Annotated in this window: 11 protein-coding genes; 3 read left to right on the forward strand and 8 right to left on the reverse strand. The window is 68.0% G+C overall.

Annotation, left to right across the window (positions count from 1 at the left end):
• Nucleotides 1-51 precede the first annotated feature (51 nt).
• Nucleotides 52-2,745, forward strand: a complete 2,694-nt coding sequence (locus tag BN1959_RS09255) for a PQQ-binding-like beta-propeller repeat protein (protein ID WP_053948387.1) — start codon at nt 52-54, stop codon at nt 2,743-2,745.
• On the opposite strand, the gene BN1959_RS09260 is transcribed toward BN1959_RS09255, so the two are convergent.
• Genes BN1959_RS09260 through BN1959_RS09295 form a run of 8 tightly spaced genes read right to left on the reverse strand, consistent with a single transcriptional unit; the run spans nt 2,742 to nt 14,954 of the window.
• The gene (locus BN1959_RS09260) at nt 2,742-5,468 is read right to left on the reverse strand and encodes a hypothetical protein (protein WP_154018256.1); all 2,727 of its coding nucleotides are present in this window, start codon (nt 5,466-5,468) and stop codon (nt 2,742-2,744) included. The two genes, BN1959_RS09255 and BN1959_RS09260, sit on opposite strands and share 4 nt — an antisense overlap.
• A complete protein-coding gene (locus BN1959_RS09265; protein ID WP_053948389.1) occupies nt 5,465-6,469 on the reverse strand; it encodes a hypothetical protein in 1,005 nt (334 codons plus the stop codon). Before BN1959_RS09265 ends, BN1959_RS09260 begins: the two co-directional genes overlap by 4 nt.
• A 3-nt stretch (nt 6,470-6,472) precedes the next feature.
• Nucleotides 6,473-9,196, reverse strand: a complete 2,724-nt coding sequence (locus BN1959_RS09270) for a hypothetical protein (protein ID WP_053948390.1) — start codon at nt 9,194-9,196, stop codon at nt 6,473-6,475.
• Nucleotides 9,193-10,401, reverse strand: a complete 1,209-nt coding sequence (locus tag BN1959_RS09275) for a hypothetical protein (RefSeq protein WP_202594664.1) — start codon at nt 10,399-10,401, stop codon at nt 9,193-9,195. Before BN1959_RS09275 ends, BN1959_RS09270 begins: the two co-directional genes overlap by 4 nt.
• Nucleotides 10,401-12,494: a hypothetical protein gene (locus BN1959_RS09280; protein WP_053948391.1), complete on the reverse strand. Its 2,094-nt coding sequence runs from the start codon at nt 12,492-12,494 to the stop codon at nt 10,401-10,403. Before BN1959_RS09280 ends, BN1959_RS09275 begins: the two co-directional genes overlap by 1 nt.
• Nucleotides 12,491-13,525, reverse strand: a complete 1,035-nt coding sequence (locus tag BN1959_RS09285; protein ID WP_154018257.1) for a hypothetical protein — start codon at nt 13,523-13,525, stop codon at nt 12,491-12,493. Before BN1959_RS09285 ends, BN1959_RS09280 begins: the two co-directional genes overlap by 4 nt.
• Nucleotides 13,522-13,794 carry a hypothetical protein gene (locus BN1959_RS09290; RefSeq protein WP_053948393.1) on the reverse strand — a complete coding sequence of 91 codons (273 nt, stop codon included), beginning with the start codon at nt 13,792-13,794 and terminating at the stop codon, nt 13,522-13,524. The genes BN1959_RS09285 and BN1959_RS09290 overlap by 4 nt, the downstream gene beginning before the upstream one ends.
• A complete protein-coding gene (locus BN1959_RS09295) occupies nt 13,791-14,954 on the reverse strand; it encodes a cell division protein FtsZ (protein WP_079978652.1) in 1,164 nt (387 codons plus the stop codon). The genes BN1959_RS09290 and BN1959_RS09295 overlap by 4 nt, the downstream gene beginning before the upstream one ends.
• Nucleotides 14,955-15,126: 172 nt before the next feature.
• Here BN1959_RS09295 and BN1959_RS09300 point away from each other — a divergent pair, with 172 nt between their 5' ends.
• On the forward strand, nt 15,127-17,328 hold the full coding sequence (locus BN1959_RS09300) for a hypothetical protein (protein WP_053948394.1): 2,202 nt from the start codon (nt 15,127-15,129) through the stop codon (nt 17,326-17,328).
• Nucleotides 17,325-20,327, forward strand: a complete 3,003-nt coding sequence (locus BN1959_RS09305; protein WP_053948395.1) for a hypothetical protein — start codon at nt 17,325-17,327, stop codon at nt 20,325-20,327. Before BN1959_RS09300 ends, BN1959_RS09305 begins: the two co-directional genes overlap by 4 nt.
• Nucleotides 20,328-20,491 lie beyond the last annotated feature (164 nt).

The raw sequence follows: 20,491 nt of genomic DNA on the forward strand, positions 1-20,491 counted from the left end.
ACTATCGTCCGGGCAGCACGGCGGCGTCCCCGTCGTTGGAGGTCGGTCAGGGTGACCGACGACGAGTCCGACCAGTCCGAATCACCGTCGTACACGCGGATCGACAGTTTTCGTGCGGGCTCCGTGCAGGCAGCAGCCGGCGGGGAAACCGGTCTCGTCGTCGCCGACGACGAGGGGACCGCCGTGCTGATCGGCGCCGGCACGCGACGGACGCTCGTCGACGATGCGACCGGGGCCGACGTCGCGATGGCCGACCACGCCTACCTCCTCACTGCCGACGGACTGGAAGCGTTCGACGCCGACGGGGAGCGAGTGTGGACCGTCGACGTCGACGGCGAAAGCGTGGAGGCCGATCCGGCGGCTGGCGACGTGTACGTCGCGACGGGCGAAGGGACGTTCGTCCGGTTCGACGCCGAGAGCGGTGCGGAGCTGGGGCGGTTCGACCAGTCTCGTCCCGACCTGGCCGAGACGCCGGCGATCGCGGCCGCCGATAGCCAGGTCGCGGTCGCACTCTGGACGTTCTTGACCGTCTTCTCCGCGGCGGGGGAGGAGCTCACCGCCATCACGCTCGACGGCGCGGCAGTCGACGTCGGCTTTCTGGACGGCACTGTCGTCGTCTCGCTGAAGGACGGCCAGCTGATCGCCTACGACGAAGGAGCCAAACGGTGGGAGAGCGATCGAGGGTTCACGTGGCTGGCCGACGGCGCGGAGACGGCGCTGCTGGGGTACGCCGGGAACCAGGCCTGCCTCGTCGACAGGGACGGCGGCGTTACCGAACTTCGTGACGTTCGCGGCGAGCCGATCGCCGCCACGTCGGACACGTCGCTGCTGGCGACCCACCACAACGGCACGGTGACCGTCTACGGTGCAGTCGACGCCGGGGCGGAGAGTATCTCCGTGTCGATAGACGACGACGCCATCACGCCGTCGAACTCAGTCGTCGAAGTCGCGTTCGAGAACGACGGCGGGGGGCCGGCCGAGACGACGGCGTCGGTCGACGTCGACGGCGCGACTCCGTCGACGCCGACGCTCTCGGCGACGATCCCGCCCGGCGGCCGCGTCGACGAGCGCGTGTCGCTCCGGGACATCGACGAGGACAGAGAGTCGGTCACGGTGACGGTCGTGGCCGACGGCCAGGAGTCGACGGTGACGGTGCCGATCGAGACCGAACAGCGCGACATCGCCGTCTCAGTCGATCCTCTCGGCGTCGACCACGGCGAGGCGACGGTCGAGGTGACCGTCGCCAACGAGGGAAGTGTCCCCCTCACGGACGTGGTCGCGAGCGAGCGAGAGATCGGAACGGTTCGACCCGGGGCGGAGCACACCTTCCGGATCGAGGGCGAACTCCCGACCTCGCCGGTTAGCGTCCGGACCGCGGAGCTCTCACCGTCGACGTTCGGAACCGAACTCCCGCCGACGCCGACGGATATCGGCCTCGACGTCGACGAAAACGGGCTGCTCGTCGTCTCCCTCGAGAACGACACTCCCGCCCCGGTGCTTGACGAGCTCACCCTCGAGAACGCCCACACCGTCGACGGGGAGCTGTCCTTCGAGATCGAGATCCCCGAACGCGGCCAGTACCGCCTCTCGGTTCCCGTGCTGGAGGCGGGAGAACGGTCCGTCGCCGTGGACACGGCCGCGGGTCGCGTCTCCCGGCAGCTCTCGCTCGATCGGACGCCCGGGTTCGAGCAATCCCGAGCCGAGCCCCGGACCGTCTCGGCCGGCTCCAGCGCGGACCGGCTCGACGACGGCGAGCCGAGCGACCAGGGGACGGCCTCAGTGGATCGGAGCTTCTCGACGGAGACGCCCACCCGCGGTGAGCGGTTCGTTGAGCGGCTCTCAGTGGGGAACGACGGCGAGGAAAGCGTCCAGTTCGAGCTCGTTGCCGACGACGGCGACTACCGGATCCCGGTCACCGTCGACGCCGGGAGCGAAGCCGTCGGACGGCGCGATCACGCCGCGTTCGGCGACGAGATCACGGTGCCGGCAGTGCGCCTCGAAAGCGACGACGGCGAGGCGTTCGCCCCGGCACGCTCGCTGCCGGTCGAAGCCGGGGCGATCGAACCACGGATCACGTGGGCCGCGACCGACGACGGCTGCGAGCTCTGGTACGAGTTCACGAGCGACGACACCGCGTGTGAGCTGTCGGCGGTGTCGTTCCCGGGCGGGCCGAGCGTCCCCCTCGACCTCGAACTCGGGGCGAACGAGACCGGAACCGGGACCGTCACCGTCGACTGGCGGCCCGACAGCGAGGTGGTCCGTGCGACCGTCACGGGACGGGGCCGGGAGGTCGAGACGCTCGTTCCCAACGAGTCGCTAGTCGATCGAACGACCAGCCGACTCGACGATCTGGCGGTCGACGCCGACGCCGAGTGGGGGAACGCCGACCAGCCCAACTCGAACGTCTACCTCCGGTTCGAGAACGAGGGCGACGAGCCGATCCGTGACCTACGCTTCGAGGCGGAGGGCCCGGACCTCGACGAGTGGACGGTGCCGAAACACGTCGACGAGATCGCACCGGGCGACGGCCCGACCGAGTATCCGATCCACCTCGTTTCGGTCGGTCCGAACACTACGGGCGAAGTCGAGGTCGAGGTGACGGCCGAGGGCGGCGCCGAACGGCTGTTCACCGTGCGCGTCTCGGCCGACGAGAACGCCGAGGTGCCGCCCGGCGCGATCAGCGTCCAGGACAGCAGCCCGTCGTCGGTCCGGTTCCCCGACAGCGTCTCCGGGCCGTACCGCTAACCGCCGTCGAGCAGGAAGTCGCCCGAGGCGGAGGCGGTCACGTCCCGGTAGTAGGCATAGAGGTTGAGTCCCGTCCTGCCCAGCAGCGCGAGGACCCCGAGCCCGTACACGCCGGTCGCGCCGTAGAGCCCGTACTGGCTCACCTGGAGCCGCTGACCGACCGTGTTCGCCCGCTGTCGGGTCGCGTCGCGCTCCTCGGTGGCCCCGGCGCGCTCGTACAGGTCGACCGCAGTGTCGTACCGGTCCGAGATCAGGCCCGTGGTCGTCCCGACCTCGTCGAGCCGTGCTGGATTCAACACGAGCGGGTAGTCGACCAACACGATCGTCGCGTTGGCGGCGTACCCCTCGTACGCCGCCGCTCCCGCGGTCCGGTTCGCCGCCGCGGCCTCGACGGTCCGGAGATACTCTTGGGAGGCGCGCTTGTAGGCTTCCTCACGCTCCGTGGCGGTCTCCTGGTCGCCCGTATACTCGCTCAGGCGCATCAACGCGCGGTAGGCCTGTGCGTTCCGGTAGATCGAGCTGTTCTCCTCCAGCATCTCCCGGTAGTGCGTCTGTTGAATCGACGCCGTCTCGTCGAACGCGGTCTCGGCGGCGGCGACCGACTCGTCCCCAGTGTTCCGGAGCTCGTTCTGCTCGATCCCGCCGACGTACTGTCGCATCTGGTCACGGGCGGCCGCAGCGCGGGCGAGCGAGCGCTGTGCGGCCGAGTAGTTTCCGCTGTCCTGTGCGGCGCGTGCCTGTTCGAGCGAGTCGACGAACAGCAGCGTCGCCCGACCGGCCGCGAGCGCACGGGAGAGCACGGAGTTCGAGAGATCGCTGTCGCCGCGCAGTCGCTCTTCGAGGTCGAGCAGCATCGTGTTCATCGGCCCCGTCGTCGCCGCTTGCCAGTCGCCGCCGCCGGCCCGCTCCTCCAGCGGGTTCGTGATCTGGTCGAAGCTGTACGGTCTCGCTCGCGCCGTTACGGTGATGTTCCGGGCCTCGACGTTCTCACCGGAGATCCTGAACGTCCACCGGTACTGCTCGTACAGTTCGGCCTCCGTGTCGAACTGGACGGCGACGATGAACGGGGAGGAGTCGCCGGACTCGATCCGGCTCGGGGGCCGCTCGACGACCGTCAGCCACCGGTCGGGCCCGGACACTTTCGTGATCTCCAGCCCCTCGATCGCCTCGTAGCCGAGCCGCTCCTGGACGTCGATCGTCCGTGTCTGGTTCGCGGTGATCGTGAGCTCCCCGTAGGAGACCTCCGTCTGGGCCGCGAGCTCCGGCTCCTGCGTGATCGTCACGGTCTCGACGACCGTCATCCTCCCCGCGGACTCGGTGTCGACGGTGACCGCGACGTCGTACGTCCCCTCTGGCGTGTCCGGATCGGCGGAGATGTCGAGGACCGCCTCGCCGGTCGAGAGTCCCTCGATCGTCGCCGGCGCCTCGTCGATCGACGCCGAGATGTACTCCTCGCCGGAGCGCATCGACGCCGAAGTGCTGACGACGTTCATCTCCAAGTCGCCGGAGTTCCTGATGTCGACCTCGGTCGTCGTGTCGAACGACGTCACCGACGACCGCGGCTCGTCGAACTCGAGTTGGGTCTCCGCGAAGCTGACGTCCTCGAGGATCGCCGGATAGATCGACCGCGCGGAGACCGTGACGACGGTGCTCGGCGCGTCCCGATCGTCGGGCGTGAGCTCCACGTCCCAGCTGAGATCCTCGTGCTGTCCGACGTTCTCGTCGACCGACACCGACGCGGTCGCCGTGGCGCTCCCGCCGGGCTCCGTCGAGAGGTATCGCGTCCCGCTGATCGAGAGGCTGGCCGATTGCTCGCTCCCGATCGTCGTGGCGGAGAGCCCGTCGATACCCTCGTAGCCGCCGGCTTCCTCGATCGTGAACTCGACCTCGCGGTCGGTGCCGTTGAGCACGTCGCCGACCTCGATCTCCCCGCCGGACACCGACGCGATCGGCGGCCGCCTGACTTCGATCGGCACCGATACCTCCTCGGTGTTGCCGAGGTTGTCGGTCAACGTCATCTGGAAGCTGTACTGGCCGGGCTCGATCGAGTCGCCACCGGTCACCGTCACGTCGACGACACCGGACGAGCCGCCGTCGATCGTTCCGGGGAGGTCGGCCTCCGCCGACAGCCCGCTGGGGAGCCCGGAGAACGACACGTCAGACAGCACCATCGCCCCTTGGCCGTCGTTCGGGATCTGAACGTCGAAGGAAGTCGACTCGCTCTGTGCGTTCGGATCCTGGTAGACGAGTTCCTGAGTCGACGGTGAGACGTAGCCGAATTGGGGGTAGAGCTTGTCGACGGAGAGTTCGAGCGGTTCGGACGCGACCGTCCCGCCGTTCTGGTTCTGGACGGTGGCGGTCCCGCCGTAGCTCCCCTGGTCGACCGACCCCATCACGCTGACGTCGTACGTCACTTCGTAGCTGCCGCCGGCGACCACGTCCCAGCTCGTCGCCATCCCCGAGCCGGAGCCGTCAGTCCGCTCCCAGGAGGCGAACTGGAACGTGACGTCCCCGTTTGCCCGGGTGATCTGTTCGGTCGCGTCGACGGTCGCGTTCGCGTCGGCGGTGAACGTAAAGGAGAGCTGGTCGGTCTCGCTCTCGTCGGGCAGCGCCGCGTCGACCTCGACCGACGTGAACGCGCCTGCCGCCGGCACGGCCGCGCCCACGACGAGCACGAGACAGGCGAGGAGGGTGAGGCTCCGAACTCCGGTCGATCGCTTCACGACTCACCCACCTCCACGGAGGCCGCCGGGACGATGCGTCCCACCTGTGCGTACTCCAGGTCCTCGCTCCAGGTGGCGATCCGTGCCGCGATCGGCGCGACGACGAGGACGATCACGAGCGCGTAGCCGAACAGCAGTACCGTCGACGCGATCACCAGCGAGAGCATCGCCTGATCCGTCCAATCGGAGAGGCCGGCGACCTGCTCGGCGTCCTCCGAGATCGAGTGCCTGTCCACGATCTGGGTCGCGGTGTCGCTCGCCGCGTTCGCCTCGCGCGCCTGGCGGTACTGTCCGAACACACCCGGCCCGAGCCCGGTCATCGCAGCGACCGGGCTGGCACACGACTCACTACAGCCCGATCTGAACGAACTCGCCAGCGACACCGCGGTCTCGAGCTCCGCCTGATCGGCCTCGAACGTGGTCCGGGTCTGGGTCAGTTCGGCGCTCACCCGGGAGAACTGCGTCGTCGCGCCGCCGCGTTCGAGCGCGACGGCGGCGGCCTCGAAGTACTGGATCTTCGCCGACGTGTTCTCGGCGGAGCGACCCTGTTCGTAGAGCGCGTCCCCCTGCTGGCGGTAGAACCGCTCCAGGCCGAGCTGTGCGAGCGTCGCGTACTGCCCGCCGTCGGCCGCCTCGACGCGACTGATCGCCTCGCCGGTTCGGTTGGCCATCGTGACGCTCTCGGCCACGCTCCCGTTCTGGGCGGCGGCATAGGCATCGCTGAACGTCTCGAGCGTCGCGAGGATCGCCGACATCCGTTCCCGGTCGGTCGCCGTGAACTCGCCTACCTGCACGGCGGTGATCGCCTGACTCCGCATCACTTCGAACTCGCTGTACGTCTCGAGCGCCGGCGCCTCCTCGTACTCCTGCAGCGCCGCGAGGTACTCGTCGGCCGTCTCCGGGTCCGCGGCCGACGCCGCGACCGGCGTCCCGCTCGCGGCGAAGACGCTCCCGAGGAGGAGCGCGGTCACGATCAGTCGTGAGAGTGTCGATCGGTGCATAGTCTAGAACCTCGTGTGCTGGAGCCGTTCGCGAAGCTCCCCGCGGTCGAACAGCCCGTCCACCGCATCGGCGAACCCGATGACGACGAACGCGACGGCGGCGTTCCGGGTCGCGTCCGGCTTCTGCGTGCTCCGAGCGTAGTCCCGGAGCTCGTCGAGCACGTCGCTGGCCGGCGAGACGATGTTCAGTTCCTCCCGTTCGGCGTCGACCCGCTCATCGACCTCGCTGAGACGCTGGCGGATCTCGGTCTGCTGGTCGAGGCGCTCCTGCCCGGCGAGATCGAACAGCGTCGCGACCTCGAACTCGTCCCACTCGGCGGCCGCCGCCGGGAGATCCGCACACGCGTTGAACAGATCGACGTTCTGCTTCGTGTTCAGCGCGTTGTCGACGACGGTGATGACGCCCTGCCCGGCATCGAGCAGCGCCGCGGCCACCGCGTCGGGGTCGACACCCGTCCCGGCGAACTGGTCACCGCGATCCGGCAGCGACTCGACCACGTCGACGAGCGCGTGGCCGACGCTCGCGTAGTAGCTGTGGACCGCGGTGTCGATCTGACTGGAAGGGACCAGCTCGTCGGCCGCCGTCCGGAGCGCCTCGATATCGTCGCGGTACGAGTCGATCGAGAACCGGAACTCGACGTCGAGATCGGCCGTCACAGACTCGTCGGCACCGATCTCGACGGTCTCACGGTCCGGATCGAACGCCGAGCCGTCGGCCGTCGCGAGCAGCTCGTAACTGCCCACCTGCACGTCCTCGAACTCGTAGATCCCGGGATCGGTCGACTGCTCGACCGTCGGGGCTGCCTCGCTCCGTGTCCCCTCGGCAGCCCGAATCCGGAGGTCGACCGCGTCGGTCGGCTCGCCGTCGATGCCCGTTCGGACCCGGAGCGTCCCCGTCTTCTCGACCAACGAGATGGAGTCGGGGAAGACACTGGGGTCGGCGACGTGGCGCGAGACCGACTCGAACCGGTCGTGCTCCACGACGATATCGAAATCCGTCGCATCGGCCGAGACGTCGAACTGGGCCCGACCGCCCTCGTCCGTCTCTCGGGTGAGGTGGGTCTGTCCGCCCGAGACGACCGCGACCGTCACGCCGGGGATCGGCTCGCCGTCGTCGTCGCGAACCGTGAGCGTCCGGGAGACCGGGCCGAGGGTCAGCCGGACCGGCCCGGAGTCGGCGAGCTCCACCGTCCGGCTGGTGCTGATCCCGTTGTACGTCGTCTCGATCTCGACCGGCTTTCTGGGCACCTCGATGCGTGACTCCCCGTCGGTGATCTCGTGGGTCTCACTGCTCGTGTCGACCTGATACCCCTCCTTCGTCCGCTGCTGTCGGGGCGTCACCTGTACCGTCACGGGGTCGGTGATCCGGCTATCGCTGTACCCGTCGATCACGGAGACCGTGAGCTTTCGCGGGCCGGACGCACCGCCGCCCGTGGCACCGTCGTCGGAGGAGGTCCGCCAGAGGATCAACAGTACGAGCCCCAGGAGAACTGCGAGCGTGAGGATCGCTCCGACGAGGACGTTGTTCCCCCCAGTCGAGGGGATCAGACCACCCTCCGTCGGCTCCGGTGTGGCCGTTCCCTCGGTGGATTGGGAGGCTGAAGCGCCGCCAGCGATATCGACGAACACCGACGAGCCGTCACTGTAGAGCAGCACGAGCGTGTTCACGCCGCCGCTATCGTTTCCCGGGAGTGTCACGGTCCCGGACTGCTGGGTGACGTTATCGAGCACTCGAACGCCCGAACTCCCGTTCAGTACCGCTCGATCGACGCTCCCGTCGGGGAGAGTCCCGTCGGCGATGGTGACGGTGCCGTTCTCGATCGAACCCGAGAGCGTTCCCGCGGGCTCGAAGGAGCCGTTGAGCACCGTCTGCCCGTCGAACTCGACTGTGACATCGCCCGCGCCGGCCACGTACTCGTTAGCCAGTTGGATCTGCTGGCTGGAGGCGTTCACGGTGGAGACGTACGCCGCCGCGGGGTCGTCGGTCGTGAGAGTGACGTGGTACGCCGAGCCGTCGACCAGAAGCGGTGACGAGACGACCACGCCGCCGCTCCGGAGCGACACGTCCGTTTCGGCGATCTCCCCGAGGTCGATGCTCCCCTGGGTGACGAACTGCAGTTCGCTGTCGGCTGCCGACAGCGTCACGGTCGCTGGCGGCCGCAGCAACGGTCCGAGCGGCCCACGTTCGAGTCGCAGAACGCCGTTCTCGCTGATCGTGCCCGTGGCCGTCACCGGCTCGCCGCCGAGCGCCGACACCTCGACGTCGACGGAGTCGGCACCGAGCCCCGCAGCCGTGGCGTTCATCGTGAGTCGCCCGTCGCTGTCGAAGCTGGCCGACCCCGAGTCGACCCCCAGATACCGGAGGTCTATCGTCCGATTGAACTCCTCCGTCCCGTTGTACGTCACTCTCACGCGGGCGTCTGCCAGCGAGGAGTCGGGCAACGCGTCGACCGGGACTTCACGGCCCCACCAGTTCGGATCCTCCGTCTCCGTTTCGTTCGTCTCGAGTTCGATCGTCTCGTTGTTCGCGGTCACGCTGACGCCGACGCCCTGCCGGTCGGGGAACGTCGCGTTGTCGAACTCGATCAGCAGATTGCCGTCGGCCTGCTGGTTCACTCTGACGTCGCCGTCGGCCGAGTCCTCGGCAACGCCGACGCCGACGGCGGCCACGCTGGAGACGACGAGCGCGATCACGGCGAGCGTCGCGAGGAGGCGTCGTTCGGTCATCGGCCCGACCCGTTCACCTCCAGGTACCGCGTCAAGTTCTCCTCTAACTGCTCGATCTCGTTCATCGAAATCGCCGCCTCGGAGTCGTTCTGCAGCTTCTGTGCCTGCTCGAACTGCCGTTTCGTCTCCTCGTACTCCGCCCACGACTGATCCAGCAGCGGATTCAGGTCGAACCCCCCGAGCAGGAGCAGCACGTCGACGTTGTTCCCGCGGCCGGGTTTCAGCGTGACCGTCGAGAGCCCCTTCGCGCTCGAGATCCCCTTGTCGCGCTTCCAGCGGCCGAACGCGTTCTCGACGCCGGATTTGGTCACCTCGCCCGACTCGACGAGGTGTGCGGGGGCGCGGACGACCGCGAACGCCGCCCGGGAGGTGGACGCGTCCATCGGGACGAACGACTGGTCGGCCGCCCGGTCGAACATGATCTCGTAGTCGAGCATGTCGTAGTGGAGACCCGTCGCGACGCCGGGGGTGAAGTGGTAGACGCCGATGTTCGATGGTTGGGCGATGTAGTCCTCCGCGTCGATGACGCGCTCGGCGTTCCGGCCGGCGCTGATCAGCAGGTCGATCGCGGTGACGATCCGCTCGTTCACTGCGTCGTACTGGTCGGTCGAGTCGTCGCCCTTCTCGATGTGCGTGTTGCTCGCGAGCAGCACCGCGTCGGCGTTCTGTGTCACGTCGCGGCGCATGAGCAGCCGCGAGAGCCCCATGACCGCGTTGAACTGCTGCTGGGACGGCTCGTGCTCGTACGGCCACGCCGCGAACGCCATGTTGACCGCGCTCTGGACCCACTCCGGTCGCTCCCCTTCGACGTTCGAGCCGGTCGAAAGCTGTTCGATGAGGTACGGGATCGACCCGTTCCCGGTCCCGCCACCGAGGGTGGTGACGTGAAGCAGGGCGTCGGCGCCGAGCATCCGCTCCGTGACGGCGTCGTAGATCACGTCGAAGTGTTCCTCGGCCATCTTTTCGCCCTTCGCGAAGTCGTTCCCCACGCCGCGTCGGGGGCCGAAGATCGTGATGTGGTCGCCGTACTCTTCGAGGATGTCGGCGTCCTGCATCAGGTTCTCCATGTCGGCGCGGTTGGTGTTGAGCAGCGTCACCCGGTCGTCGATCCCGGGGCTCTCCTCGCGGCTGAGGAACGTCGACGCGATCCGGCCGCCACCTTCGCCGGAGGAGACGATCCCCCACTGGGTGTAGGCACCGGACATCAGGCGCTCACCCCATCGTCGGTGACGGTGACGTCGAGGTCGAGCTCCGTCAGGGTGTTCGTGATCAGTTCGTCGGACGCCGGAACGGAGAGGAATCTGGTGCGCATGTCGTCGTAGGTGAGTGTTTCGTCGTCGTCGTCGAGGTGGTGGGTTACGAGCGTCCGGAGCCGCGAAACGAACCGCTCGTGGTCGTAGACGAGGAGTCGCCCGTCGTCCATCCGGGCGGTGTACCCGGCGTCGTCGGCCCACAGCAGCAGGAGACAGGGGAGGTAGTCGTCCGCGATCGGCAGGTCGGTGTCGGGCGTCAGGTAGCCGTCCGCCTCGAAGCGATCCTCGAGCTCGGGGGCGACCGTCGGCAGCTGGTCCCGCACCGCGTCCTCGTGGTCGCCACAGAGTCGGTCACGGAGCGACCGCTCCGAGAGCACGAGCCGTTCGGCGGCGTCGTCGTCGAGTTCGATCGTGGTCTCGGCGTCGACGATCGCCTCGGCCGGAACGCTCGCCGTCACCGTGTAGGAGCCGTACGGCACGTCGTCGAACGTTACGGCCGTCGAGGTCCCGATCGCGGCCGTCTCGCGCTCGGTCGCGTTCTCGCCGTCGAGCTCGATCGTGACCTCGTCGGCCGCCGCAGAGTCGTCGGCGAGTTCGGCCGTCACCTCGAGGCCGTAGGTCTCGCCGCTGCCGCCGGTGACGAGCACGCCGCGTCGCTCGTCGAACGTCACGCGGGGCTCGTCCTGTGCGTACAGTTCGAAGAACCGCTCGGGCTCCTTGACGGGGAGGTCCTCGCCGTCGACTTCCCCCTGCTTCCGGAGCGCCTCCTCGATCCGCTCGCTCACGATGCCGTAGGAGTCGGCGACCGCGGCCTTCTCCTCGGCGATGTCGAGCGCGGCGAGCAGTTCGTCGGTCGCGGTCTCCCAGCGCTCGGTGAACGCTTCGAGATCGTCAGCCGAGCGCAACTCCTCAATGTAGTTCGTGTAGATCGCGTCCGGCGTAGTGTAGAACTCCGGCGGCACGTCGCTGCTCTCGACGGTATCGTCTGCCCCCTCGAGATCCGACCGGAGCGTCGAGACGACGTCGATCGCCACGCGGCGGACGTCCGCCGACGCGCTTTCGAGCTGGTCGGTCGAGAGCGCCGACTCCATCTCCTCCAGCTGGCTGCGGACGCTGGAGATCCGGTCGCGCTGCTCCGCGGAGAGGTACGGGTCGACCTCGGCGTCGTCGATCGCCCCGAGCAGCGAGACCAGCGCGTCGCGGTCGGCGGAGAACTCCTCGGCCGTCGAGCGCTCGACGCGCTCGCGTGCACGTTCGAGCTTCTCCATCGCGCTCTCCCACTCCCCCACGTCGAGATGGTCCCTGATCGACTGGAACTGCTTCTGGAGGTTCGCGCGATCACCGCCGTACTCGCCGACCGTCCGCTCGATGCGATCGATCGCCCGGTCGAAAACCTCACGGGTCACGTCACGGCTGCGTTCGATCGTGCGTTCGGCCTCGGACACGTCGGGCGAATCGCCGTCCGGGGCGGAGATGGAGACCGACTCGAACGGGTCGGCGTCCTCGTCGAGGAACTCCGACTGCACCTCGTCGGCCGCCTCCCGGGAGCGATCGACCTCCTCGCGGGCGAACCCCGCGAACGACGAGGAGACGGTCGCGGAGAACGACTCCACGTCGCTCTCGAGTTCCTCCAGTTTGTGGACGCTCTCGAGGGATTCGAGCCGGTAGGAGCCGTCGTCGACGTCGACGTGGATCCCGGCGGACTCGAAGCTGTCGGCGAGATGCTGCGCGTCGGTTTTTGCCGCCGACGCGTCCCAGCGGGGGTAGTCCCGACTCAGGCGGTTGAGCCGGCTCAGCTCCTCGCGGAACGAGGATGCGACCGACTCGGCCATGCTTCTCGTGAACTCCCCCTCGGTCGTGTTGCGGCGGGCGACCGTCCCCCGGACGTAGAGCCCGATAGCGACGATGACCACCAGCGGGGCGCCGACCCCGACGGCGTACACGCCGAGGGTCGAACCGAAATAGAGGAACGCCGCCGCGCCGAGGGCGGTCGTCACGAGGACGATACCTGCGATACCGAGTGCCGCTCTGTACTGTCGTTTCATAGGATCACCTCGAAGAGCGTCGGCCACTGGAGGGCGCCGACGGCGATGCCGGCAAGAAGCGCGAGGATACCGAGTACGAGTGGCAGTGCGACCTGTTTGGGGCTGTACTGCGTCGCGGTCGAGACGCCGCGGTCGATCTCGATCTTGCTCAGCGTCCGCCGAGAGAGGGCGTAGCCGGCGACGGCGCCGACGAGGAGGCCGCCGACGAGCCCGCCACCGACGAACAGCCGAACGCGCATGACCGCCGCGCTCCGACGCTGCTCGGCCGCCTCGATGTAGGACCGGAGCGACTCACGAGCCGCCGTTCTCGCGTCGGCGGCCGTGCTGTTCGACTCCTCGACGATCGTCGCGACCGCCTGTCCGTCGCCGGATCGCGCGGCCGGGATCACGCTCCGCTGGAGGTCGGTCGTCCGTTGGGAGAGTTCGCTCCCGTTGAGCGCCGCGATGGCGCTTTGGACCGCCGAACTGTTCGTCGCGTCCGAAGAGACGTTCGAGAGTACCGTCGAGTTCGTCCGGACGGTGTCGATCGAGCGCAGCCAGCTCCGCTCCGCCTTTTCGAACTCCCCACTCGCTTCCTCGCTCGGGAACCGCATCGTTCGGTCGGCGACTGACGACTCCGCACGGTAGCCGGTCTGGATCTGGATGGTCGTCCCAGTGATGTCGGGACGGTTCTCGACGCCGGCCTTCGGATCGACCGGCTCAGTCCCCGCTTCGAGCGTGAGCACGATACTGTTCTCGCGTTCGCTCTCGACCGACACCCCGTCGACGGCATTCGCGTCGAACCCGCCCCACGCGGTCGGGTACTGCTGGGCCTCGCCATCCTGACAAACGTACATCGTCACCGTCGTTCCGGGGTAGTACGACTGGACCCCGTCGATTCGTTCGTCCGTATCGAGGTAGAACACCGCCGTCGTGCCGTCAGTCCCCCCACACGGGTTCTCGGGTGAGGCAGCCGCAGTCGCGACGCCGGTCGTCGCCGCGACGACGAGAACGAGCGCGAGAACGAGGATCGAGTATCGCCGTCGCATCATCGCATCCCCCTGTTCTGGTAGGCGTAGACGGTTCCGCCGAGAAGACCGATACCGAGGCCGAGCGCGGCCCCGAACCCGAGCGGCATGACGATGCTCTTGGCAACGTCAGTCGCGGTGGCCGTCACCTCGCGCTGCTGATCGGCCGCCGCGGCGAGTTCGTCGATCGTCTCCGGGTTTCCGGTCGTATCCCCGGTGAGCGTGAGCACGGCCCCCGCAGCGACGAGGAGAAGGACGATCACGGCCACGACGCCGAGGAGACGGCGGTTCACGTCGTCACACCTCCATCGTGTCGCTCGGCGACCTCCTCGATCTCCTGCAGCCGGTCGATGTCCTCGCGAGCGTACGTGAGAAGTGTCGTAAACGAAGCCAAGTTGCGTTCCGTCAGCGTCATCCCGAGGTTCACCTCCGGACAGTAGGAGTCGAGGAGGTTCCGCACCACCGACGCCTGAATGCGGTAGTCGTCGTCGACGATGTACGGTGCCGGCGCGCGGATCTGCCCGATCGCCTTGCGCGTCTCTTCGGGGACGAGCCCGTCGACGCTCCGTTTCGACACCGCGATCCGGGACAGCGCCGCCCCGTCGACGGATTTCCGGCCGAGGAACGGCAGGATGTAGCCGGGCAGCGTCCGCGTCATCGTGATCGAGCGGCCCAGCGCCGCGTAGCCGACCTCCTCCTCGGGCAGGCGCAGCGAGGTGACGACGTCCCGGAGGTCGATGATCGGCGCGTCGAGGTCCTCGTAGCTTCCCGGGTCGATCCGTTCGAGGATCGGCCCGGAGATGAGGTCGACGATGGCCGAGGCGACGTACTCGTTGTACTCGTGGAAGCGCCCCTCGGCGGCGTCCTCGTAGGCGAGCCGCTGATTGTCGACGAGGATCATCCCGTCGATGTGCTCTTCGAGCCGGTCGAGCCCGTACATCGTGTTCGCCGCCTGCCGCGTCGCACGAACCTCGTCGTCGTCCTTCGTGGCTCGCGCGGTGTTCGGAAGCACCCCCACGGCGATGACGTGTGTCGTCTCCTCCCCGTACTCCCGGAGTGCCTCCGCCAGGTGCGGCGCGATCCCACAGCCCGTCCCACCACCTAACCCCAAGAACAGGAACGCGTACGGCGGCGTCTCGTCCCCGAACCGTGTCCGGTACGCGTCACGGATGGCGTCGCCCTGATCGGCGACGACTTCGTCGGCCTTCCGGGGGTCACGGCCGAACCCGCCGGCGACCTGTTCCTCGAATCCCGCCGTGTTCCCCGGCACGAGGCCGACGCCTTCGGCGATCCCGTACCACGCGTCCCGTTCGATGTTGGAGAGGTTCTGCAGATCCCGTATAGTGGAGTTGAACGCCACTGGCGTCGCGAGCTGGGCCACACGCTGGTGGTCGAACACCGCGTCGACGATGGCACACCCCGCTTGGCCCGCACCCACGAATAGGTATGGCATTGATACATTCGGGAGTAATTATCCAAGCCACATATAATACTGTCGTAAATTGAGGTGATCGGCGAACGTCGATCGGTAGGCACCGCCTAATCGGGCGTACTGCCACGTTGTGGTTCCGCGAGTTCGCTGAAGCCAACTTTTTTTGTCACTCGACATATCCCTCCGTTGTACAATGGCGAACTCCCTGAAGAAGCTGATCCGGAGCCCGTCTTTCGTCGAGTTCGTCTCCGGAATCCTCTACCTCTCTATCGTTGGCGTCGTCGCGTCGTTCCTGCTCGAAAGCCTCTGGCTGCCGGCGTGGGAGAGCCGTGGGATCGCCTTCCGAACGGTGCGCCTGATCGGGCGGACGATCGGGACGTTCTTCCCGAGCGAGAGCTTCCTGTTCGTGCTCCCGTTCCCGTTGGGGGTGTTCGTTGGCGTCTCACTCGTCTGGTTCGTCGACACGTACAAGCGGTACCAGGCAATCGTTCTCTGGGCCGGCATCGGCATCGTGGTCGCACAGCTCCTGATCATGGGTCGGCTGTTCGACGTCCTGATCCAGAACTTCTCGCTGCTCATTCTCTCGTCGCTCGTCCTCGGCGTCGTCGCCGGGATCCAGATCGGCGGCATCCCGCTGATCGGGTGGCTCCGCCGGGACCGCGACCACCTGATCGGCAGCCCGCCGAACGAGTTCGACCGCGCCCCGCTGGCGGTGTGGGGGATCCTCCTCCTCATGGTCGTCGCCGGCCTCGTCGACGCACACCTCTCGCTCGGGTTCGGCGGCGGCCCCGTCGAACCGACCCGGGTCGAGCAGCTCGGCGGGAACGTCGTCGGGAGCGCGATCCTGCTCGGCGCGTTCTGGAAGTTCACCGAGTACGAGTCCGAGATCAGGACGGTCCAGATCGGCCCCGCACGGGGCGGGAAAACCGCGATCCTGGGCGGGCTGTACAACCACCTCGAAACGGAGAACAGCATCACGATCCTCCGCGGCGGGGAGTTCGACACGGCGATCAGCAACCGGATCGAGAACGGCGAGTTCCCGCCACGGAACCAGCTCCGCGAGGTGGATCGGGGGCGACAGTACCGGTTCCTCGAGATCCCGTTCGTCTCCGACCGCCGGTTCTTCCGGAAGAAGGTCGTCGTCGGGACCCTCGACTACCCGGGCGAGCTCATCACCGGCGGGTCGAACTGGAAGCCGCTCGACGAGGAGCTCGAAGCGGTCAGACAGGAGGAGCGACACGACCTGATACTCGACCACGAGTACATCGAGAACGAGGTCGACGTGCCGGTGCTGGCGCCCGCGGCGTTGAAGATCGACGCCGCGCTGGGGCGGCTCAGTTCGGCGTTCTCGTCGACCGACCAGTGGGAGGAGGCCGAACGCGTGCTCGAGAACGCCGAGTCGCTGTCGTACCAGGAGACGGTCCCGCCAGAGGCGCTGGCGAACGCGCTCTCCCGGCTCGTCGACGGAGCCGACACGATCCTGTTCACCGTCCCGCTGGACGATTTCGCCCAGCGTGCCGCGGCGGCGGGACAGATGCCACAGCACACCGACGCCTACTGGCTGCGGCGGACCGGCGGGCAGTACGAGGTGTACAGCACGGACGGCGAACTGGTCGGGCGGTACGACACGCTCGACGATCTGGAGTTCGAGGCGATCCTCGAGGAGGCCCCCGAGGTCATTACCGACCTCCCCCGGTACGACCATCCGGAGCTCGGCGACGTGCGGCTGGTGATCGAGGGGCGGCCGGCTCGGACCCCCTCCAGCGAGTACCGCGAGGTGTACGAGGGGATCGTCGACCAGTGTGACACCGGGGCGAAGTCGTTCGTCTGGGTCGCGTCGATGTCGGACTACGCGAAGCGACACTTCACCGCCGCCTACACCGCCTACGTGGGGAACAACGAGACGCGGAGCAGTCTGAACCCCACCGAGATCCTGAGCAGCGAGACGCTCCCCAACCACCCGTCGCTCCCCCACGAGGACGGCGTGTACACCACGTTCGCCGACTGGATCGAGACCCAGTACCTGGACGTGCCGGAGAACTGGGACGGCTACCGGCGGTCGCTCCGGGAGCGAACCCAAGAGGAGTTCCTCTACCCGCTCTGGTACGACGTCGAGTCGGACGAGCAGGGCGAGCGAATCAAGACCGGGAGTCGCCCCATCCTCCAGGGCGCCGACCGGCTGATCGACCGGATCGAGGGGCGGACGCTCGTCCGGACCTACCCGTGGCGGTCCCACCTGCCGGGTAGCGAGTCACTGTCGAAGTCCGAGGAGATGGTCGAGAACATGAGAGAAAGCCTCAACACGGAGCGATCGGCGAACGAGCTCGGGATCGAAACCGAGAACGAGGAGGTCGGGGTTGGAACCGAAAGCGAACACGCCGAGGCGGACCGATGAGCTGTCGACTCTACACGGCGACGAACGCGAACTGCATCGTCGGCGGGGAGCCGCCGGCGGGGGAGTCGGCGACGATTCGGGAGGACTTCGAGGCGGGCGTCAGCCTCGTCGTCGACACGACCGGCGAGGAGACGACGGTTCGCGGTGCCGTTCCCGCACACCGTGAGGCACCCGAGGCGCTCGTCGGCGTCGTCACCGGCCCCCGCGGCGACGACCCGCTGCGCAACTACCACGACGCCGTTCGGGACGTGTTCGACGACCGCCCCGGCTGGCGGGTCCGCACAGACGTCGTCAACGGCCGTCTGTTCGAGGCGCTGGGTCGGCCGGCCGGCCCGACACCCGGCGAGGAACTGCTTTCGTCGGTCCGGACCCACCGCCGGGACGGCGAGCACGTCGAGATCGGCGTCCCCGACGCGGCGAACGCGGCGGAGGTCCTTCGAGCGCTCCTCGATCGGGAGGGCGACGGAGTGTACGTGATCTCTACCCAGGAGCCGCCGGACCACGTCGGGACAGACGTGTTCGTCCACCTCGCCGACCGCTACACCAGCCCGGAGCTGGTCGATCTGGAGACGGATCTCTCCCCGGGCGAACGGGTGGGCCGCCGGGTCGACGAGCTCGTCGACGAGCTCCCCCCGCCAGCGGTCGCGTCACGACTCGAATCCGAGACCCAACAGCGGGACGTGTCGCTGGGGTTCGAGGCCGACTCTTCTGGCGGCGGGCTCGGGAGGACGGTGCTCGCCGGTGTGGGTATCGGGCTCGCGGTCGCCGTACTCCTCGCCGGGGTTGGGCCCGCCACGAGCGGGAGCCAAGTCACGCTCGATCTCGGGTGGCTGCCGATCGCCCCCACCCTCCCGCCGTGGGCGCCGTTGGCCGCCGGAGTAGTCGCCGTCGTCTCCGCCGTCTCAGTGCCCGGCGTCCGTCGGCTGTTCGGTGACGCGATCGGTATCGGTGCCGTTCTGGGTAGTCGACGGAAGCTCGAACCGGAGCAGCGCGAACGGCTGGAGACGGTCGCCGCCATCCTCGAACAGCAGGCCCTCGAGATGGACGGCGACCCGTACCGGACTGCGAAATCGGGGCTAAAATCACGGCCGATACAGCCGGCCCAGCGGAGCGTCGTTCACCGACTCGTCGGAGTGCTGGGGGCGCTCGTCCCGGCAGTCATCGTCGTCGTCGCGGCGTGGCTGCTCCTCGGCATGCTCTCGACGGAGATCGTGACGCTGGCCCTGTTCGCGATCGCTGCAGTCGCACTGGGGGTGAGAGTCGGGGTCACGTTAGGGGCAGTCGGCGCCAGCTTCGGGAAGCTCTTCTCTGGCGGCTCGTCGGATCGGGAGACCAACGAACAGCAGCGACAGGAGGCTGACGACGCGGCCGCCGAACGCGATGACGACGACTCCGATCTCGGGATCCGGACGGCCGACGAAGCTGACGACGGGGTCGGGGCCGGCGACGGCTCGAACCCGATCCCTGATCCGGCGAAGCAGGATCGTGAAGGCGGAGAAGGCTCCGAGCCGCCAGCCGACGACGGGTCGTTCCCGATCGCCGGGTCGGACCGCGACGACGAGACGGAAGACGGGACGACGGAACCGGCCGATCCGGCCGGCGACGAGGCGGGGATCGCGCAGAGCACCGACGAGACCGAGGGAGATGTGGGAATCACGACGACGGATCCCGACACGCCCGAACGCGATGCCACGGACGACGTGTTCGGCGGCGAACAACGAATCGAGACGGCGAGCGAGGAGACGGAGAGCGACGAACCGGACCACCTGTTCGACACGGCGACGGAGCGTGACGGGCAGGAATCACGCGACGACGCCGAGGAAAAGCCGACCACGTCCGACGACGAGCGGTCCCGAACGATCGATGGGGAGCGATCCACTACGGCCGGTGAGGCGCGATCCGACGACGCGGATCCGACGGCTGACGAGCGGGGGTCGAAGACCGGGGTTGCCCGGAGCACCGGTCCGAAATCGACGGGGACCGACGCCCACGAACCGACGACCCGGGGACCGTTCGAGCAGTTCTTCGACGAGTACCCGGTGACGATGGCGCCGGTCGTCACCGACGAACGCGTGTTCGTCGCCGGCGACGCCGGGCTCCACGACCGTTCGATCCCGGTCGACCGGAACTGGCTCCCGCAACGACACCTCGACACCGTCCGTCTCGGGACCACGCAGGCACATCTCACGCGCCTGAGCCACGACGGGACGCGTGACGACACGATCCCGTTCACGAACCCGTTCGCGGAGCCGATCGTCGGCGGGGACGGCACCGTCTACGTCGTCGATTCCTCGTTGACGGTTGCGGCACTCGGTGAGGCCGGACCGCCCGCGATCCAGACGTTCCGACACGAGCCGAACCACTTCAGCGGCGATCGATGGCTGTACGTCTCCGACCGGCGCGGGAGCCGCATCCTCGGCGCCGACCTGCAGGTGAAACAGGAGCTCTCCGGCGTGTTCGCCGTCTCGCCCATGGTGGCTGGGGGCTCGGTGACGCTCTGTTTCGAGGACGGGCAGAGCCGTCGGATCGACCTCACGAACAACCGTGCCACGGATTTCTCCGCCCCTGCCGGGGAGTTCGTCGGCTCCGTTGTCGCGGATGGGACACCGTACATCGCGAGCGAGTCGGGAGTGGTCTGGTCGGGGGAACGGGGAGGATGGCAGAAGCGGATGGACGCCCACCGGCCCGGGTTCCGGTGGCTCACGGCGAACGACGACGCGATCGTCATGGCGGGGCGGTCGGTCATCTACACGCTCGGGACGGGGATGCACCGGGTCGACAGCTTGGAGACGACCGTCTCCTCGGCGCCGGTCGTAACCGACGACAGCGTCTACTTCGCGTCGAACGGCGAGCTGGTTCGGGCCGACCCCGAACTGAACACGACCGCCCGGATCGACCTCCCGTGGCGGTCGGTCGACGGGCTAGCCGCCGGGGACGACCGGCTGTTCGTCGTCGCCGACGGCGCCGTCTGGACGGCCCCGTTCTCGGCCGTTCGGTAGGGGCCGGAATCGGCCGGTAAGCGCTTCCTACTCGATCGGTGAAAACACGACTTCTGATGCTGATTAAGCGGTGTTTACGAGCACCCGAAGACAGCTTCATTCGGCAGGCTCAAACGGTGTGCTCATCACACAGATTTATGTAGAGATAACTTCAATCGATAGAG

The sequence above is a fragment of the Halolamina sediminis genome (genome assembly GCF_001282785.1).
GTDB classification, from domain to species: Archaea; Halobacteriota; Halobacteria; order Halobacteriales; family Haloferacaceae; genus Halolamina; species Halolamina sediminis.